The 19754-nt window shown below is 73.2% G+C and carries 11 protein-coding genes; 7 read left to right on the top strand and 4 right to left on the bottom strand.

Annotation, left to right across the window (positions count from 1 at the left end; translation table 11 throughout):
- The first annotated feature begins 2 nt into the window (after window positions 1–2).
- The 7 genes from C2L58_RS36880 to C2L58_RS36850 all read left to right on the top strand — a co-directional run bounded on the left by C2L58_RS36880 (window position 3) and on the right by C2L58_RS36850 (window position 14810).
- Window positions 3–620, top strand: coding sequence for a hypothetical protein (locus C2L58_RS36880; RefSeq protein WP_103342274.1), 618 nt, complete (start codon window positions 3–5; stop codon window positions 618–620).
- A complete protein-coding gene (locus tag C2L58_RS36875; RefSeq protein WP_103342273.1) occupies window positions 617–1837 on the top strand; it encodes an acyl-CoA dehydrogenase family protein in 1221 nt (406 codons plus the stop codon). The genes C2L58_RS36880 and C2L58_RS36875 overlap by 4 nt, the downstream gene beginning before the upstream one ends.
- Window positions 1828–2805 carry a pyridoxal-phosphate dependent enzyme gene (locus C2L58_RS36870; protein WP_103342272.1) on the top strand — a complete coding sequence of 326 codons (978 nt, stop codon included), beginning with the start codon at window positions 1828–1830 and terminating at the stop codon, window positions 2803–2805. The genes C2L58_RS36875 and C2L58_RS36870 overlap by 10 nt, the downstream gene beginning before the upstream one ends.
- Window positions 2805–12746, top strand: coding sequence for a non-ribosomal peptide synthetase (locus C2L58_RS36865; protein ID WP_103342271.1), 9942 nt, complete (start codon window positions 2805–2807; stop codon window positions 12744–12746). Before C2L58_RS36870 ends, C2L58_RS36865 begins: the two co-directional genes overlap by 1 nt.
- Window positions 12743–13555, top strand: coding sequence for an ABC transporter permease (locus tag C2L58_RS36860; RefSeq protein ID WP_233226151.1), 813 nt, complete (start codon window positions 12743–12745; stop codon window positions 13553–13555). The genes C2L58_RS36865 and C2L58_RS36860 overlap by 4 nt, the downstream gene beginning before the upstream one ends.
- Window positions 13556–13641: 86 nt before the next feature.
- Complete coding sequence (locus C2L58_RS36855) at window positions 13642–13845, top strand: MbtH family protein (RefSeq protein WP_013225885.1); 204 nt, start codon at window positions 13642–13644, stop codon at window positions 13843–13845.
- Window positions 13845–14810, top strand: a complete 966-nt coding sequence (locus C2L58_RS36850) for an ATP-binding cassette domain-containing protein (RefSeq protein ID WP_103342269.1) — start codon at window positions 13845–13847, stop codon at window positions 14808–14810. The genes C2L58_RS36855 and C2L58_RS36850 overlap by 1 nt, the downstream gene beginning before the upstream one ends.
- Here C2L58_RS36850 and C2L58_RS36845 read toward each other — a convergent pair.
- The 4 genes from C2L58_RS36845 to C2L58_RS36830 all read right to left on the bottom strand — a co-directional run bounded on the left by C2L58_RS36845 (window position 14803) and on the right by C2L58_RS36830 (window position 19748).
- Entirely contained in the window at window positions 14803–16104 is a 1302-nt protein-coding gene (locus tag C2L58_RS36845) for an MMPL family transporter (RefSeq protein WP_103342268.1), read from the bottom strand. The two genes, C2L58_RS36850 and C2L58_RS36845, sit on opposite strands and share 8 nt — an antisense overlap.
- Window positions 16105–16265: 161 nt before the next feature.
- Entirely contained in the window at window positions 16266–17249 is a 984-nt protein-coding gene (gene sbnA, locus C2L58_RS36840; RefSeq protein WP_103342267.1) for a 2,3-diaminopropionate biosynthesis protein SbnA, read from the bottom strand.
- A gap of 13 nt (window positions 17250–17262) precedes the next feature.
- On the bottom strand, window positions 17263–18300 hold the full coding sequence (gene sbnB, locus C2L58_RS36835; protein WP_103342266.1) for a 2,3-diaminopropionate biosynthesis protein SbnB: 1038 nt from the start codon (window positions 18298–18300) through the stop codon (window positions 17263–17265).
- Between the two features lie 65 nt (window positions 18301–18365).
- The gene (locus C2L58_RS36830) at window positions 18366–19748 is read right to left on the bottom strand and encodes an ATP-grasp domain-containing protein (RefSeq protein WP_103342265.1); all 1383 of its coding nucleotides are present in this window, start codon (window positions 19746–19748) and stop codon (window positions 18366–18368) included.
- Window positions 19749–19754 lie beyond the last annotated feature (6 nt).

Below are 19754 nucleotides of genomic sequence, written 5' to 3'. Positions count from 1 at the left end.
CGATGACCACGATCTCGCCGCCGATCACGGCGACCTGGCTGCGGTGCCACGACACCGCCCGTGCGGAAGGGATGGCCCCGGCGCTGGCGGCGCTGCACGCGGTGCTGCCGGCCGGGGCGCCGGTCTTCGGTGCCGGCGGTGCCGCGGTCCTGCCGGCCGGGCCGGTGGCCGGCGACGTGCTCGTGGTCCGGACGGCGCAGCTGCCGGGCGGCCCGGTCGTCCTCGTGCGGACGCACCGGCCCGCCGGCCACCTCGACCCGGTCCTGGCGACCGGGGCGGTGTGGCTGCGGCTGGGCCTGTCCGGTGCCCTGCTCGACGCCGGGCTCGCTTATCTGGGCGGGCGGCGCAGCGGCGACACCACCCTGCTGCGCCGCCAGATGGTCCAGGGCGCCGTGGCCGAGGCGCTGACCGGGCAGCTCGAAGTGCGCGCGTTCCTGACCGCGCACGACGCCGGCCCGGCGCCGGACGCACTGGCCTACCTGCACCGGCGGCTCACCGACACCGACCGCGTCCTGCTGCGCCTGCTCGGCGCGGCCGGGTTCGTCCGCGGCGGTGCGGGCGAGGTCGCCGACGTCTCCGAGCTGCTCGCGGGGGCCTACACCCCGGAGGCGGTGGCGTGAGCGCGACCGTGCTGGACGACCGGCTCGTGACGCTGCGGGACGCGGCCCGGGAGTGGGGCGCGGAGTTCCGCGTCGCCGGGGCCGGCCTCGACACCGACCCCGACGGCGTCGGCGCGCACCTCGACCTGGCCGGCGTCCGCTGCCTCGCCACCATGCTCGTCCCCGGGGAGTTCGGGGGCGCGGGCCTGTCCCTCGGCGCGCACCGCTTCCACGGCATGACGGCGATCGAGCGGACGGTGGTGCTCGAAGAACTCGCCCGCGGCGACGCCGGCCTGATGCTGGCCAGCCCCGGCGCGTCGATGTCCGGCGTGCTCGTCGACGTGCTGGCCGACCGGGAGCAGAAGGAGTGGTTCTACGGCCGGCTCCTCGAACGTCCCACGTGGACGTTCTTCGCGCTGACCGAGCCGGATCGCGGCTCCGACGCCACCGCGCTGGAGACGGCGCTGAAGACGTCGCGGGACGGCGGTCCGCACCGGCTCGACGGCCGCAAGAAGTACGTCGGCAACGCCGCCCGCGCCGCGCTCGGGGTCGTGTTCGCCCGCACCGGGCCCGGCCCGCTGGGCGTCACCGCGGTCCTGGTGGACACGGCGGACCCGGGGTTCCACGCCGAGCCGATCGAGTCGCTGGGGCTGCGCGCCGCGCGGATCTGCGAGCTGACGCTGGAAGACGTCGCCGTGCCCGCCGAGCGGGTGCTCGGCCGCGACCGCTCGCCCGCCCGGCGGGGCATGTGGGCGTGCGTGCAGACCTTCAACCGGCTGCGGCCGGGCGTGGCCGCGATCGCGGTCGGCATCGCCGCGGCCGCCCACGACTACGTGCTGGCCGGACGCGGCCCGCTCGACCACGCCGGCCGCGACCGGCTCGACCGGCTGGGCCGCCGCATCGAGGGTGTGCGCCACCTCGTGCAGCTGTCCGCGATCGAGGTCGACGCCGACGGCTCCCGCGGCCACCTCGCCTCGGCGGCCAAGGCCGAAGCGTGCCGGCTGGCCGAGGAGGCCACGCTCGAAGCGTGCGGCTTCTTCGGGCCGCGAGCCCGCTGGGAGCACCCGGCGCTGGACAAGCTGGTCCGGGACGCGCGCGGCGTCGAATTCATGGAGGGCGCCGGCAACATCCAGAAGCTCACCGTCTTCCAGGGCCTGGTCGCCGGCAAGGTCGGCCGGGGCGACCCCTTTCCCGCGCACGCCGGGAAATCGTCCAGCGGAGGTTCGTCGTGCAGGTGATCACGAGGCCGGAGGAGTTCGACGTCACGGACCTGTACGTCGACCTCCACCACATCGTGGACCGGCGGGTCCTGATGAAGTGCGAAGGCTTCAACTTCGCGCGCTCGAGCAAGCTCAAGCCGGCGCTGGAAATGGTGACGCTGGCCGAGCGCGCGGGCGTGCTGCGCCCCGGCTCGACCATCGTCGAAACGTCGTCGGGCAACCTCGGCGTGGCGCTGAGCCTGGTCGCGGCCAGCCGCGGGTACCGGTTCGTCTGCGTCACCGACCCGCGCAGCACGCTGCTCACGCGGCAGCTGATGCAGAACCTCGGCACCGAGGTGCTGGTCGCCCCGGACCCGGCCGCGGGCCTGCGGCTCGTCCGCCGGCTGTGCGCGGAGAACGACGGCTACACCTGGCTGGACCAGTACGTCAACGCGGGCAACTGGATGGCCCACTTCCGCTCGACCGGCCCGGACATCCTGCGCACGGTGCCGGATCTGGACGTGCTCTTCGTCGGCGTCGGCTCGGCCGGCACCCTCACCGGGTGCGCCCGCTACCTGCGCCAGGTCCGGCCGCAGGTGCGGATCGTCGCCGTCGAGTGCGTCGGCCCCGGGCCGCGGGCCGCCCGGCGCAGCACGGCCCTGCGCACCAGCGTGCGGTTCCCGGTCATCGACATGTCCCTCGTGGACGATCTGGTGCGGGTCGACGAAGCGGCGGCGATCCGCGAGTGCCGCCGGCTCGCGCAGCGCGGCTTCCTGCTCGGGGGCGGCTCCGGCATGGTGCTGGCCGGCGCGCTCGGCTGGCTGGCGGACAACGACGCGGGCGGCGCCGAGCCCACGGCGGTGGTGATCTCGCCCGACCTCGGCGACCGCTACCTGGACACGATCTACCAGGACCAGTGGGTCAAGGACAACTACGGCCCCGAAGCGCTGCTCGACGGTGCCGAACACGATTCCCGTTACGCCAAAACACTCTTCGAGGTGCCCTGATGACCGCGGTCGACGCATTCCTGCCCCTGTCCACCGCACAGACCGACGTCTGGTACGACGAACAGCTGTCCGGCGGCGGCCTCGCCTACGCGATGGCGGACTACCTGGACATCACCGGCCCGCTGGACGTCGGGGTGTTCCAGGCGGCCTTGCGGGCGCTGGCCGACGAAGCCGAGTGCTTCCGGGCCCGGTTCGTCGAGGTCGAGGGCGAACCGCGGCAGCTCATCGAGCCGCTGACCGAGCTGCCGATCCGGTACCCGGACGTGACCGGGGAAGCCGACCCGGAGAGAGCCGCGCTCGAGTGGATGCACGAAGACATGCGGCACCCGTTCTCGCTGGAGGACTTCCCGCTCTTCCGCGGCGCCCTGATCAAGGTCGGCGCGCAGCGGCACTTCTGGTATCTCACCACCCACCACCTCATCGGCGACGGCTTCAGCGCGGCGATCTGCCACCGCCGGCTGGGCGAGCTCTACAACGCGCTGCTGGCCGGGGAGGACCCCGGGCCCACCGCGCTGCCGCCGTTCCGGCTGCTGCTCGACGCCGACCTCGCCTACCAGGACTCCCCGCACCGGTTGCGGGACAAGGCGTTCTGGGGACGCCACTTCGACACCACGCCCGACCTGGTCAGCCTGTCCGGCAAGGAACCGGCGCCGGCGCGCGGCTTCCTGCGGCGCACCATGGTGCTGCCCCCGGAGACGGCGAAGGCCGTGCGCGAGGCGGCCGCGAGCGCGAAGGTGACGCTGCCGACGTTCTTCATCGCCGCGATGGCGGCTTACACGCAACGGCTTTCGGGCATCAAGGACCTGCTGCTGACCGTCCCGGTCGCGGCGCGCGCGGGCGTGCGCTCGCGGGCGACCCCGGGCATGGTCGCCAACTACCTGCCGCTGCGGATGGTCGTCGAGCCGCAGATGACGATCGCCGCCCTGCTGGGCCAGGCCTCGAGCGAGCTGGCCGCGACCCTCAAGCACCAGCGCTACCACGTCAACCAGATCCGCCGGGACATCGGCGTGCGCAGCGACGAGCGCCGCCCGTTCGGCGGCCCGTTCGTCAACGTGCTCCCGCCCGAGCCCGGCCTGCGCCTCGGCGACTGCCACACGCGCGTGATGAACCTGTCGACCGGCATCACCAACGACCTTTCGCTGACCGTGCTCGACGTCACCGAAGACATCATCGAAATCCACCTGAACGGCAACCCCGACCTCTACGACGCCGAGGGCGTCGCCGCCCACCTGGAGCGGCTGGCCGGGTTCGTCGGCCGGCTCGCCGAGGCCGGCTCGTCGGCGGTGCTGGGCGGGGTCGACGTCGTGTCGGCGGACGAACTGGGGGAGCTGCTGGCGTCCGGCATCGGTGCGACCGGGCCGGTCGGTGCCGATGTCGTGGCGCGGGTGTGCGAGTTCGCGCTGGCCTCACCGGACGCGCCCGCGGTGGCCGACGGCGGGGAGTGGGTCTCCTACGGCTCGCTGGCGGGCCGGGCGAGTGCGCTGTCCCGCCGGCTGGAGTCCGGAGGGCTGGTGGGCGTGCTGGCCGACCCCGGTGTCGGGTTCGTCTCGGCCGTGCTGGGCGTGCTCTGGTCGGGTTCGGCGTTCGTGCCGCTCGACGCGGGGATGCCGGTGGCCCGGCTGGCCGGGCTGCTGGTGGATTCGGGTGCCTCGCGCGTGGTCGTCGGCCCCGGGTACGAGGAGCTGGCGGCGGAGGTGGTGGCCGCGGCCGGCGGTGGTGCCGGGATCGTGGCCCTGGACGGTGCCGAAGACGGCCCGGATGCGCTGGCGCCGGTGTTCGGCGCGGGCGAAGACGCCGGGGCGGAGCTGGCGTACGTGATCTTCACGTCGGGTTCGACGGGGCGCCCGAAGGGTGCGATGGTGCACCGCCGGGGCATGGTGAACCACCTGCTGGCGAAGGTCGAGGACCTCGACCTGGAGCCCGCGGACGTGGTCGTGCAGAACGCGCCGGTGACGTTCGACGTTTCGGTGTGGCAGATGCTGGCCCCGCTGCTGGTCGGCGGCCGGGTCCGGGTGGTGTCCCGGGCGATCGCGGCGGATCCGGACGCGTTGTTCGGGTTGATCCGGGCCGAGGGCGTTTCGGTGCTGGAGGTCGTGCCGTCACTGCTGCGCGCGGCGCTCGACTCCTGGGACCTGGCCGGGCGGTCCGCCGATGTTTCCGGGCTGCGATCGCTCGTGGTGACCGGTGAGGCGCTGCCGCCGGACCTGTGCGTGCGGTGGTTCGCGCGGTTCCCGGACGTGCCGCTGGTCAACGCTTATGGCCCGACGGAGTGTTCGGACGACGTGACGCACGCGGTGATCCGGTCCGGCGTCGAGGTGGTGCCGATCGGCCACGCGGTGCGCAATTCCCGGCTCTACGTGCTGGGGGACGAGCTGCGCCCGGTGCCCGCGGGTGCGGTCGGCGAGCTGTTCGTCGGCGGCCTGGTCGTGGGCCGCGGTTACGTCGGTGACCCGGCGCGGACGGCGGCGGTCTTCGTCGCGGATCCGTTCAGTGGCCCGGGGACGCGGATGTACCGCACCGGCGACCGCGTCCGGCTGCGGGAAGACGGCCAGCTCGAGTTCGTGGAGCGGCGCGACTTCCAGGTCAAGATCCGGGGCCACCGCATCGAGCTCGGCGAGATCGAAAGCGTCCTGCGGGCCGTGCCCGGTGTCCTGGACGCCGTCGTGCGGGTGCTCACCGACGCCGACGGCGGCAAGCGCCTCGCGGGCTACCTCATCGGCATCGACGGCGAAGGCCCGATCGACGCCGGTGCCGTGCGCAGCACCGCCCAGCAGCTGCTCCCGGACTACATGGTGCCCTCGGCGCTGGTCGTGCTCGACGAGCTGCCGCTGACCGAACACGGCAAGGTCGACCGCGAAGCGCTGCCCGCCCCGGACTTCCGGGCCGAGGTCGTCGGGCGCCGCCCGCGCAACACCGTCGAGACCGTCGTCTGCGACATCCTCGCCGAGGTCCTGTCCGTGCCGCGGGTGTACATCGACGACAACTTCTTCGCCCTCGGCGGCGACAGCATCAGCGCGATCCAGGTGGCCGGCCGGGCCCGCACGGCGGGCATCGAACTGACCCCGCGCGACATCCTCGAGCGCCGGACGCCGGCGGCGATCGCCGAGCAGGTCGGCCTCCGCGAGCCGAGCGCGGACGTCGAGGCGATCGCGGTGGCCGAAGGGCCGCTGGTCGAGCTGACCGAAGACGAGCTGCGGGAGCTGGCGCCGGAAGGCGGCCGCATCGAGGACGTCTTGCCGCTGTCTGCGCTGCAGCAGGGCCTGCTGTTCCACTCCGAATTCGACCCGGACGGCGTCGACGTTTACACCGTTCAGGCCACCGCGGACCTCGCCGGCCCGCTCGACGTCGACGCGCTGCGCGACGCGTGTGCCGCGCTGCTGCGCCGGTACGCCACCCTGCGCGCCTACTTCCGGCACCGCCGCGGCGGCGACGCCGTGCAGCTGATCGCCGCCGAGGTCGGCCTGCCCTGGACCGAGCTGGACCTTTCCACGCTGCCCGAGCCCGAACGGGGGGAGCGGCTGGGCCGGCTGGCGGTCGAGGACCGGGAACGCCGGTTCGACCTCGCGCACCCGCCGCTGGTCCGGTTCACCCTGATCAAGATCGCGGCCGGCCGCTACCGGTTCCTCTGGACCGCCCACCACATCGCCACCGACGGCTGGTCGGTGCCGATCCTGATCCGCGAACTGGCCACGCTGTACACCGAAGGCCCCGCGGCCGCGCTGCCCGAAGTGGCCCCGTTCCGGAACTACCTCGCCTGGCTCGGCCGTCAGGACGAGCGGGAAGCCCGGCAGGCGTGGCGCGAGGTCCTCGACGGCCTCACCGAGCCGACGAAGGTGGCGCCGGAGCTCGCCGGGCACCTGAAGGCGGTCCCGGAGTCGGCCGAAGTGGTGCTGTCCCGGGACGAGACCGCCGAGCTGGTGGCGTGGGCCCGGCGGCACGAGCTCACCCTCAACACCGTCGTGCAGGCCTGCTGGGCGATCCTGGTCGGCCGGCTCACCGGACGCCGGGACGTCGTGTTCGGGTCGGTCACCTCCGGGCGCCCGGCGGAGCTGCCGGGCGTGGAGACCATGGTCGGCATGTTCATCAACACGGTGCCGGTCCGCGCCGACCTCGACCCGGCGGGCACGCTGGAGGAGCTCCTGGTGTTCCTGCGCGACCAGCAGGCCCGGATGTCGGCCTACCAGCACGTCGGGCTGGCCGAGGTGCAGAACGACGTGCCCGGCCTGGCCGGCACCGGCGAACTGTTCGACACCGCCATCGTCTTCGAGAACGTGCCCGCCGACGGCGAACAGACCGACGTGGTCCTGGGCGACGACGTGCGCGTGCTCGACGCCGTCACCGAGGACTCCCGCCACTACCCGCTGAGCCTGGTCGTGAACCCGGGCGGCGAACTGGCCTTCCGCTTCGACTACGCGCCCGAGGCGTTCGACGCCGAGCGTGTCGGCCGGATCACCGGCATGTTCCGGCACCTGCTCGACACCGCCATCGCCGATCCTTCGGTGGCGCTCGGGTCGATCGACGTGGTGCCGGCGGCGGAACTGGAGCGGGGCGCCGGTGCCACCGGGCCGGTGGGTGCCGACGTCGTGGCGCGGGTGCGTGAATTCGCGCTGGCGACGCCGGAGGCCCCCGCGGTGGCCGACGGTGGCGCGTGGGTTTCGTACGCGTCGCTGGCCGGGCGCGCGAGTGCGCTGTCCCGCCGGCTTCCGTCCCGTGGGGTGGTCGGCGTCCTGGCCGACCCGGGGGTCGGGTTCGTGACGGCCGTGCTGGGCGTGTTGTGGTCCGGGGCGGCCTACCTGCCCCTGGACCCGACGTTGCCGGTGGCCCGGCTGGCCGGGCTGCTGGTGGATTCCGGCGCCACCGCCGTCGTGGTGGGTGCGGGCTTCGAGGACCTGGCGGCCGAGATCGCCGGCGGCGACACCGGGATCGTGGTCCTGGACGAGGCCGAAGACGAGGAGTGGGCGCCGGTTTCTGATGGCGACGCCGGTCTGGACCTGGCGTACGTGATCTTCACGTCGGGGTCGACGGGCCGTCCGAAGGGCGCGATGGTGCACCGCCGCGGGATGGTGAACCACCTGCTGGCCAAGATCGAGGACCTCGGCCTGGACTCGTCGGACGTGCTCGTGCAGAACGCTCCGGTGACGTTCGACGTCTCGGTGTGGCAGATGCTGGCGCCGCTGCTGGTCGGCGGCCGGGTCCGCGTGGTGTCGCGGGTCGTGGCGGCCGATCCGGACGCGCTGTTCGGCTTGATCCGGGCCGAGGGCGTCTCGGTGCTCGAGGTCGTGCCGTCGTTGCTGCGGGCGGCCCTGGACTCCTGGGACCTGGCCGAGCAACCGGATCTCTCGGGCCTGCGCTGGCTCGTGGTGACGGGCGAGGCGCTGCCGCCGGACCTGTGCGTGCGGTGGTTCGCGCGGTTCCCGGACGTGCCGCTGGTCAACGCGTACGGCCCGACGGAATGCTCGGACGACGTGACGCACGCGGTGATCCGGTCCGGCGTCGAGGTGGTGCCGATCGGCCGCGCGGTCCGGAATTCCCGGCTCTACGTGCTGGGGGACGAGCTGCGCCCGGTGCCGGCGGGCGCCATCGGTGAGCTGTTCGTCGGCGGCCTGGTGGTCGGCCGCGGTTACGTCGGTGACCCGGTCCGGACGGCGGCGGTGTTCGTCGCCGACCCCTTCGGCGAGCCGGGGACGCGGATGTACCGCACCGGCGACCGCGTCCGGATGCGTCCCGACGGCGAGCTGGAGTTCGTGGAGCGCCGCGACTTCCAGGTCAAGATCCGCGGCCACCGCATCGAGCTCGGCGAGATCGAAGCCTGCCTCGCCGCGCACGCGGGCGTCGGGGAAGCGGTGGTCACGGTCCACGGCACGGGCAACGACCGGCGGCTTGTCGCGTACGTCTCCGGTGCCGTCACCGAAGGCGAACTGCGTGAGCACGTGACCGCGCAGCTGCCGGCGTACATGGTCCCGGGCGCGTACCTCGTCCTCGACCGCTTCCCGCTGACCGCGCACGGCAAGATCGACCGCAAGGCGCTGCCCGCGCCGGAACAGCACACCGGCGCGGGCACCCGCGGCCCGCGCACCCCGGTCGAAGCCACGCTGTGCGAGATCTGGGCCGACGTGCTCGGCGTCGCCGAAGTCGGGATCGACGACGACTTCTTCGCCATCGGCGGGCACTCCCTGCTGGCCAACTCGGTCGTGAGCCGGGTCCGGTCCGCGCTGGCCGCCGAACTGTCCATTAGAGACCTCTTCGAAGCGCGGACCGTGAGCCGGCTCGCCGGCCGGCTCGTCTCCGCGGGCCAGGCCGGCGCCGGGTTCCGGAAGCTCGCCCGGCCGGAGAAGATCCCGCTGTCCCACGCTCAGACGCGGATGTGGTTCCTCAACCGGCTCGAAAGCGCCGGGTACAACATCCCGCTGGCCGTCCGGCTCGGCGGCGACCTCGACCCGGCGGCCCTGGCGGTCGCGCTCGGCGACGTCGTCGAGCGGCACGAGGTCCTGCGCACGGTCTTCCCCGATGTCGACGGAGTCCCGTACCAGCAGGTCCTGCCGCACGCGCCCGACTCACTGCTCGCCACCGCGACGGTCACCGAGGACGGGCTCCCCGCGGCGCTGGCGGCCGAGGCGGGCCGCGCGTTCGACCTCGCCACCGACCGCCCGCTGCGCGCCACCCTGTACCGCGTGGCGGACACCGGCGAGCACGTGCTGCTGCTCGTCCTGCACCACATCGCCGGTGACGGCTGGTCGGTCGACGTCCTGGCGCGCGACCTGGCCACCGCGTACGACGCCCGGGTCCGGGGAAGCGAGCCCGGCTGGGCCGAGCCGGCCGCGCAGTACGCCGATTACGCGGTGTGGCAGCGCGAGCTGCTCGACGACCGGCAGGCGGCGGACCGGCACTGGGAGTACTGGCGCACCGCGCTCGACGGCCTGCCCGACGAGCTGCGGCTGCCCGTGGACCTCCCGCGCCGGGCCGCCACCGCCTTCCGCGGCAGCTCGGTCGGCTTCGAGGTGCGGCCGACCGTCCACAAAGCACTGACGGCACTGGCCCGCCGGTCCGGCGCGAGCGTCTTCATGGTGGTCCAGGCGGCGGTGGCCGCGCTGCTCACCAAGCACGGCGCGGGCACGGACATCCCGCTGGGCAGCCTCGTCGCGGGCCGCTCGGACGAGGTGACGAACGACCTCGTCGGGTTCTTCGTCAACACGCTGGTCCTGCGCACCGACACCGGCCGCAACCCGACGTTCGCCGAGCTGATCGCCCGGGTGCGGGACACCGACCTGGAGGCGTACGCGCACCAGGACCTGCCGTTCGAGCTCCTGCTCGAGATGGCCCGGCCCGCGCGGTCGCTGTCGCGCCAGCCGTTGTTCCAGGTGATGCTGTCGTACTACGAGGTCCCCGATCCGCGGTTCACGCTCGGCGGCCTTTCGGTGCGGCCGGAGATCCTCCCGGCGACCGGCGCCAAGTTCAAGTTCGACCTGACCTTCCAGCTCGGCGAGCGGCCGGGCGAGGCGGGCATGGAAGGCAGCATCGAGTACTGCGCCGACCTGTTCACCCCGGAGACGGCGGGCTTGCTCGCCACCCGCTTGAACCGGTTGCTGTCGGCGGTGGCGGAGGATCCGGAGCTGCCGTTGAGCCGGATCGAGCTGGGCACGCCGGCCGAGCTGAATGTGCTTGCCCCGGCGGCCGCAGCGGACCCGGCAGAGCTGCCGGCGCTGCGGAGCAGCCGCGGACCGGCACTGATCTGGGAGGGTGGCCGGTTGAGCCACGCCCAGCTGCGCCGCCGCGTGACCGAAGCGGCCCGCAAGCTGACGGCTCGTGGAGCGGGTCCTGAGTGGACGGTGACGATCGCGGCGGCCTCGGCCGTGGATCGGGTGATTCACGTCCTGGCTGCGCTCGAAGCAGGAGCCGCGTACCGGCTGGTCGGCGGACAGGCCGGCGTGACGGTCGTCGAAGGTGCGTCCGGCAAGGCACCGGTGGCTCCCGCACACGCGGCCGCCCACCTGCCGGACGGCACCATCCTCTCCCGCCGCGCGCTGGCGGAGTCCATCGCCGCCCTGCGAGACTCCATTCCCACCGGCCGCCGGGTTGTCGTCCCGAACCTGCCCGAAGCCATTCCCGCCGTCCTCGCCGCGCTGGCCGCCGGCGGCTCCGTCCACCTGACCGAAGGCGACGCCACCGCACTCGCCCAGCTGCTCGAAGGCGAATTGCCGGCGGTCTTGTTCGCCACCCCCCACCAGGTTCGGGCGCTGGCGGCCCACCACGAACCGGCCCTCGCCGGCGTCCGGCTGATCGTCGCCGGCGCACCCCTGGCCGCGCCGCTCGTCGACCGGCTCGACCGCGCCGGTGCCGAGGTGCACACGCACTACCGCACCTTCACCGGCCAGGCCGAACCCGGCACCTTGCCCCACCCGGCCCGCGCCTACGTCCTCGACGAAACGCTCCAACCCGTCCCGCCGGGCGCCCACGGCGAACTCTGGCTCGCCGGCCCGGCCCTCGCCCGCGGCTACGCGGGAGAACCCGGCCGCACCGCCACGCGGTTCGTCGCCGACCCCTTCGAGACCGGGGAACGGATGTACCGCACCGGCGACCTGGTCCGCCGCCGGCTCGACGGCACCCTGGAACTGGTGGCCGAGCCGATCCGGGCGCGCGGGTTCGCCGTCCGGCCGGTCGAGGTCGAGGCCGCGCTGCTGCGCCACCCCGGTGTCGCCGCCGCCGAGGTCGTGGTCCGGGACGACCAGCTCGTCGCCTACGTCGTCGGCCGCGGCGAAGGCCTGCGCGAGCACCTGGCGCGGGAACTACCGGACTTCGCGGTCCCGTCGGCGATCGTCGAGCTCGCCGCCCTCCCGCTCACCGCGGCGGGCGAGCTCGACCACGCGCGGCTGCCCGCACCGGAGACGACCGCCCGCACGGACGGGAGCACGCCGGCCGAGGAGGTCCTGCGGCTCGCCTTCGCCGAGACGCTCGGCCTGCCCGAGGTCGACGCCGACGCGGACTTCTTCGCCTTGGGCGGCAACAGCCTGCTCTCGGTGCGGCTGGTCGCGCTGGCCCGCAACGCCGGGGTGCGGTTCACCGTGGCGGACGTCCTGACGCACGGAACCGTCGAACGCCTGGCCGCGCTGGCCGGCACCGGCGGTGACGGCGGTGACGTGCTCGACCCGTTCGCGCCGGTGCTGCCGATCCGGCCGGACGGCGACCGCGCGCCGCTGTTCTGCGTGCACGCGGGCCTCGGGCTGAGCCTGCCCTACCTCGGGCTCGTCCAGCACCTCGACCCCGGCCGCCCGATGTACGGGCTGCAGTCGCCGAACGTCGGCGGGGACGGCGAGCTGCCGGTCAGCGTCGAAGACGTCGCCGAGGAGTACACCGCCCGGATCCGCGCGATCCAGCCGGCCGGCCCGTACCACCTGCTCGGCTGGTCGTTCGGCGGGCTGCTGGCGCACGAGATCGCCGTGCAGCTGCAGGAGGCGGGGGAGCGCGTCGAGACCCTGTGCGTGCTCGACAGCTTCCCGGTCGAGGCCGCGGGCCAAGCCCCGCCGACCCGGCAGGAACTGCTCGTCAGCTTCCTGGAGCACCTCGGTTACGACGCCGGCGAGGGCGCCGACCTGTCCCCGGCGGACGTCATCGACGTCCTGCGCCGCGGGGGCTCGCGGCTGGCCGGGATCGGCGAGGACCGGATGACCCGGGTGCTCGACGTGATGAGCAACAACGGCGAGCTCGCCCTCCGGTACGAACCCGCCCGCTTCTCCGGCCGCCTGCTGCTGTTCCTGGCGGCCGAGGGGCTCACCGAAGCCGACCTCGCCGAGCGGCCCGGCCGCTGGGCACCGTACGTCGACGGGGCGATCGAAACGCACCGCATCGGCTGCGGGCACGAATTCATGATGCACCCGCAAGCCCAGGCCGCCATCGGCCGGATCGTCGCCGCCGCACTGGACGGCTCTTCCGAGGAGGACGAATGACTGTGATTGCCCCGGCGCCGGCGCGGCGGTTTTCCGACGCCGTGGTGGAGGTGCTGGCGCTCGCCGGGCGCCGTCTCACCCACCTGCGCAACGTTCCGGGCCGCCTGCTGGCGGTCACCCTCAACCCGCTGATCACCATGCTGGCGATCGGGTACGTGTTCAAGGACGCGGTGATCGTGCCGGGCAGCGGCAGCTACCCGGAGTTCCTGTTCCCCGCCGCGCTGATGCAGGTCGGCCTGGCCGGCATCGCGCCCACCGCGATCGCCGTGGCCACCGACCTCAACGGCGGCCTGACCGACCGGTTCCGCTCGCTGCCGATCGTCCGGCCCGCCGTGCTGATCGGGCACTCCCTGGGTGACTTCCTGGTGGGCCTGATCGCGCTGGCGATCACCGTGGCGTCCGGCCTGCTCGTCGGCGGCCGGGTGCACACCGGGTTCCTGCCGCTGATCGGCGGGCTCGCCCTGCTCGTCGTGTTCCTCTACGCGATGATCTGGGTCGGCATCCTGCTCGGCCTGTCGCTGCGCAACCCCGAGGCGATCGACGGCATCGGCGCGGTGGCCACGCTCGGCCTTTCCTTCCTCTCCAACGCCTTCATGTCGACCGATCGCCTGCCGTCGTGGCTGCGGCCGGTCGCGGAGTGGAACCCGGTCAGCTCGGTGACCACCGCGGTCCGCCGGCTGTGGGGCACGCCGGTCGACGAAACCGGGTTCCCCGCCCAGCACCCGGGGGTGGTCGTGGCGATCACCCTGGCCGTCACCCTGGTGCTGGCCGGGGGACTGAGCTTCCGCAAGTACCGCACGATCGCCTAGCGGGTCAGGTGGCGGTCAGCGTGCCGTCAGCCGGTCCGAACACCATGACAGCAAGCCACCAGGCCCGAAACAGACGGAGATGTGAAGTGACGAGTCCTTTCGACGACGAGAACGGCCGGTTCCTCGTCCTGGTCAACGCCGAGGAAGAACGCAGCATCTGGCCGGTGTTCGCCGCGGTGCCGCCGGGGTGGGAGGTCTCGCTGGGGGAGAGTTCGCGCGCGGACGCGGTCGCCCACGTCGAGGCCACCTGGACGGACCTGCGCCCGAAGAGCCTGCGGGACGCGGGCTGATGGCGAGCGAGGCGCTCGACCGCGAAGCGGCCATCGAAGTCACCGGGCTGCGCAAGGGCTTCGGCGACCACCAAGCCCTCGCCGGTATCGACCTGCGGGTGCCCGCGGGTTCGGTGCTGGGCCTGCTCGGTCCCAACGGCGCGGGCAAGACCACGACCGTCCGGGTGCTCGCGACACTGCTGCGCCCGGACGGCGGCACCGCCCGGGTCGCCGGCTTCGACGTGGCCACGCAGGCGAAGGAAGTGCAGCGGCGGATCGGTCTCGTCGGCCAGTACGCCGCGGTCGACGAGCTGCTCACCGGCCGCCAGAACCTCCAGCTGCTCGGCACGCTGCTGCACCTCGGCCGGCGCGGCGCCCGGGAACGGGCCAAGGAGCTGCTCGAGCGCTTCGACCTGACCGCCGCCGCCGACCGCGCGGTCGGCACGTACTCCGGTGGCATGCGGCGGCGGCTCGACCTGGCGACCTGCCTCATCGGCCGCCCGTCGGTGCTGTTCCTCGACGAGCCGACCACCGGCCTCGACCCGGCGAGCCGCAGCACGCTGTGGGGAATCGTGCGGGGCCTGGTCGACGAAGGCGTTACGGTCCTGCTCACCACGCAGTACCTCGAGGAGGCGGACTACCTCGCCGACCACATCGTCGTGATCGACCACGGCCGCGTGATCGCCGAGGGCACCGCCGACGAGCTGAAGCGCAAGATCGGCGCGGAGCGGCTCGAGATCGCCGTCGCCGAGGAGAAGTGGCTCCAGCCCGCGGTTTCGGCCCTGTCCGGCGTTTCGGCTTCGGCGGTGACCGTCGACGAACGCAAGCGGAGCATCGCGGTCGAACTGCCCGACACCGCCGGGGGCATCGCCGCCGCGGCGGCCGCCCTGCGCGACGCCGGCGTCGAGTACACCGACTTCGCCCTGCGCCGCCCGACGCTCGACGAGGTGTTCCTCGACCTCACGGGACGTCCTTCGGTCACTTGACCGGCCGCCACCAGCTCGTCCGTCCACCCAGGACGGCGAGCCGGGGCAGCAGCAGGAACCGGACGATCGTCGTGTCGACGACGAGGACCAGCGTGGTGGCCAGGGCGAACTCCCGGACGTCCCCACGCTCGGTCAGTCCCCAGACCAGCCACATCACCACCGTCACCAGCAGCGCGCCGCCGGATGCCGACCAGGCCCGGCGGCACGCGTGTGCCACCGTGTTGCGGCGGGACATCCCGGCCAGGGTTTCGCTCCGCAGCCGGTGCAGCAGGTAGACCTGCAGGTGGTTCGCCGGCACGAGCAGCGCCACCACCAGCACCATGGGCGCCCAGCCGGGCAGCGGATCGACGAGCAGGGCCAGCATCCCCAGCCCGGCGAGCACGGCGACGCCGTTCAGCAGGAACGTCGCCACGGCCACCACCGGACGCCGGTAGGCGACGAGCGTGGCCAGGCCGAGGACGACCAGCATCGTGGTCACCCCGCAGACGTCCAGGTCGGCGGCCAGCGGCCGGCAGCCCGCGCAGGCGGGGGAGAACACCCGCATCGACCCGTAGACCGCGGCGACGGCCAGCGTGAGCACGCCGGCCGCGATGGCCGTCGGCCGCACAAAGCGGGGCAGGAGACTGACTTTCAGAGCCGAGGGCAGCGGCGGCAACGGCCTGGACGAGGCGAGCACCCGGTCGTTCAGGGCCGGCAGCAGGCTGAGCGAAGCCACGGTCGCGACCAGCACCACCACGAGCACGGCCGTGGCCAGTGGCGCCAGCTCCGGGGCGGCGACCAGGGCCACCGCGGTCAGCGAGACGGCGAGGGCCCCGCCCGAGACGAGGGCGGCGTTGCCGGCCGTGCTCGCGACGATCCGGGCGGCCCGCGACGCGTCGTTCCCGCTCGCCACCGCTTCCCGGCTCCGGCAGAGGGCGAACAGCATGTGCTGGACCGCCACCGTGATGACGACGAGCAGGGCCGCGTTGCCGGCGAGCGGCGACATCGCGGCGGACTCGGACACCGCGTCCAGCACGGCCGCCGAAGTCGCCGTGACGATGCTGATGAACAGGGCGGACACGAGCAGCAGCAGCCGGGAGAAGGGGGCGCTCACGACGACCGCGATCGGCGCGGCGACCACCGGCCACCAGTTCGCCGCCACGTCGGGGTCGGACAGCGAGCCGTCACCCAGCCGGGCGGTGCCGGTGAGGCCGGGCAGCTCCGCCAAGGCGACGAAGACCAGCCACAGCGCGATGACGGCGCTGGGGTGCTCGGCACACCAGCAGGAGGTGCGGACGGCGAGCGAAGCCTTCACGATCGTCCCCGTTCGACCCGATGGGCAAGGCGGCGTTCGCGGTGCGATTCGTCCGCGCGTGTGTTCGAGTCTAGGGGACCGTGACCGTTCGTTCACGGGGTGTGAGACCCGGATTCGCGGTGGTGCTAGGCCGTGTGTGGTGGATCACAGCCCGGGCCCGGTCATCGGCCGGGCCCGGCGGCCCGGATCGTCGTGTCGTGCTCGAGCAGGTCTTCGCCGTAGAGGTCCGCCACCCACTGGTCGTGGTAGACCGTGTCGAGGTAGCGGTCGCCGAGATCGGGCGCGATCGCGACCGCCGTGCCGATGTCCGGGTGCTGCTGCAGCCAGCTCAGGGCGCCGCTCACGACGGTTCCGGTGGAGCCGCCGAAGCAGAACCCTTCCTGGGTGAGCGCCCGGCAGGTGCGCACGGTGTCGGCTTCTTCGACGTGGAGGACGTCGTCGACGTAGGAGGCATCGAGCATCGGCGGCCGGATCCCGGTGCCCAGGCCGGGGATCATCCGGCGGGCCGGCGGGGTGCCGAAGGTGACCGAGCCGACCGTGTCGATGGCGACCACCCGGGTGCCGGGCCGGTGCTCGCGCAGGTACCGGGCGCACCCCATGAGCGTCCCGGTGGTGCCCGCCCCGATGAAGACGACTTCCGCGTCGGGGAAGGCTCCGGCGATCTGCGGGCCGGTCGTTTCGTAGTGGGCGCGCCAGTTCCCGGCGTTTTCGTATTGGTTGAGCCAGACGAACCCGCGCTCGGCGCACAGCTGGCGCACGAGCGCGATGCGCGCGCCCAGCAGCCCGTGCTCCGGGTGCGGTTCGGTGACGATGCGCACCTCGGCCCCCATCGTCTCCATCAGCTGCCGGGCGCCGAGCGTGCACCGCGAGTCGGTGACGCAGACGAACCGGTAGCCGGAGCTGGCGGCGACGAGGCTCAGCGCCACGCCGAGGTTGCCGGAGGAGCTCTCCACGAGCGTGGAGCCGGGCCGCAGGTCGCCGCGGCGCTCGGCCGCGGCGACCATCGACCGGGCGGCCTTGATCTTGATGGACCCGGCGAAGTTGAAGCCCTCGCACTTGAGGAACAGCGGGTGGCCGGCGAACCGGCGGAGGTCGACGAACAGGTCGTCGGTGTTGAAGTCCTGCGGGGCGCTGATTATCGGCACGCGAAGCTCCCGCTCACCGCTTGCCGTACCGGTCGAGTTCGAAGAAGAACTCGGGCACGGTCCGCAGTTCGCCGGAGGCACGCAGCTGGTCGTAGACGTGCTTGCCGACGGCGAGGTCGAGCACCCCGAGCCCGAACGGCGAGAACACCAGCGGCCGGTCCTTCGGCAGGGTCGCCGTTCCGGTCATCACGTCGTGCAGCGTCCCGGACAGGAAGTCCCGGTCCCCGGTCCGCTGCTCGGCCAGGTGCACCGACGTGTTCGCCTTGAGGCAGTGCTCGACGTCGTCGACGACGTTGGTCGAGGCCAGGATCACCTCCGGCGACAGGTCGCGCAGCGAGACGTGCAGGACCAGCGGGTTGTGCTCGAACCACGCCGGGTCGTGGACGTGCGGCTCGCCGGCGACCGTCGCGAACACGACCAGGTCGCTCCCGCGGATCAGGTCTTCGGCGCTGTCGTGCACGGTGACCGACGGCTGCCCCGCCGCGCGGAGGTAGCCGCTGAACCCGTCGGCGTGCGCCGGGTTCAGGTCGAACACGCCGACGTCGTCGAAGCTCCAGCCGGCGGCGGCCAGGTACGCGTGGACGTACCGCGCGATCAGGCCGGTGCCGACGATGCCGAGGCGCGCCGGCCGGGCCCGGTCCCGGGTCAGCCAGTCGGCGGCGAGCGCGGCCGAGGCGGCGGTGCGGGTGGCGCTGATGATGGAGCTTTCCAGGCAGGCCAGCGGATAGCCGGTCTGCCGGTCGTTGAGGACGAGGATCGCCGAGGCCCGCGGCAGCCCGCTCGCGACGTTCTCCGGGAAGCTCGAGATCCACTTCAGCCCGTCGACCGCGATGTCCCCGCCGACCGACGCCGGCAGGGCGATGATCCGCGAGGACGGCCGGTCGGGGAAGCGCAGGAAGTAGGACGGCGGGTTGACCGTGTCGCCGTCGCCGTGCAGGCGGTAGGCCGACTCGATCAGGTCGATGACGAGCTTTTCCTGTCCGCCGAGGACGTCGTGGACCTGCGCCCCGGAGATCACGGCGAACTCCGGGACGGACGTGCTGGTGCTCATGCTGGCAGCCTCCTGAGGCGGTCGGGGTCGTGAGTGGTAAGGCGGGTTAGAACCCGCCTTACCACTCACGACTGGTCTTGGGCGAGGGTGGCGAGGCGCTCGGTGATCCGGTGGTCGAGCTCGTCGAGCGTCTCGGCCGAGGGCCCGATGAGCACGCCGTAGAGACGGCCGGCGAAGGCTTCGCCCGCGGCGGCGACGCCGGCCCCGGCGTTGACCGTGGCGAAGTTGTTGACGAGCAGCCCGCTGCCCGAGCCGGCGAACAGCAGCTCGCCGAGCGTCTCGCGCAGCCGGGCGAAGGGCAGGGGAGCGGCGAGGCGCACCGGGTAGTGCCGCGCCATCGCGACGGCGCCGGCGGGCACGAACCGCTCCTGCAGCGGCACCTGGTAGGTCGACATGTTGTTGCGGGCGTTGATCTCCAGCACCGGGAAGATCCCGCCGTCCGGCTCGACCAGCGCGTCGACGCCGACGACGCCGTAGTAGCCGTCCTTCGCCAGCCGGGCGCCCAGCGCGTCCGCCGCGTCCCGGATCACCTGGTGCTGGCGCTCGTCGAGGCGGGCCGGCATCCGGTGTCCCTTGTGGACGCCGTTCTCGGTGATCGCCTCCTTGACGAAGTCGAACCGCACCGAGCCGTCCCGGCCCACCGTGAACTGGTAGTTCAGGTCGGCGAGCTTGTCGACCCAGGTCTCGGTCACGAGCGCGATCCGGTCGCGGCCCGCCTTCTGCGCGGTGCGTTCGATCATCCGCTGCAGGCGCAGCAGCCGCTGCTCGTTCGTGACGACGGCGATGCCCTTCCCCGACACGCCGTAGGCCTCCTTCACCACCACCGTGCCGCCCTCGGCGAGCACCTTGGCGGCCTCCGGGACGGCCTCGGCCAGCTGGGCAGGCGTGTCGCACACCCAGCCGTGCGGCTGCCGCAGCCCGAGCTCGTCGGCCAGCTGCCTGCTGTAGACCTTGCTGTTGACGGACTTGCAGAGCGCGGCGGACGGGGTCGCCAGCGGCACGCCCGTGCGGGCCGCCAGTTCCTCCTCGACGGCCGAGGCGCCGTGCGGGAGCAGGTGCGCGCCGTCGGTCGCCAGTTCGGCGAGCGTGGCGACGAGCGCGGGATCGGCGAGCGCGTCCTGGCTGACGTTGCGCGCCGGGTCCGGGGCCGCCACGACGTGGACTTCCGGCAGCTCGAAACCGAGGTCGAGCAGGTAGCGGTGGTAGTCCGGGTCGGGTGCGTGCTTCAGCACGACGTGGTCGCCCTTGCCGCCCAGCAGCAGCGCGAACTCGTCCATGCTGTTGACCACCGCCGTGCTGCCCGCGGCGGACACCCGCGGCAGGCCGAGCTCGTCGGCGGCCCACAGTTCCTCGACCTCGAAGTTGCCGAGGAAGACCAGCGGGTGCTCGGCCGAGCCGAGCGCGGCGGTCTTCAGCCGCGCGATGAAGTTCGGGCTATCGGAGTCCATTGGCGG

The sequence above is a fragment of the Amycolatopsis sp. CA-126428 genome (genome assembly GCF_002904335.1).
Classification (GTDB): Bacteria; Actinomycetota; Actinomycetes; order Mycobacteriales; family Pseudonocardiaceae; genus Amycolatopsis.
The sequence above is the reverse complement of the archived record's forward strand: the minus strand, read 5'-3'. Positions and strand labels throughout refer to the sequence as shown.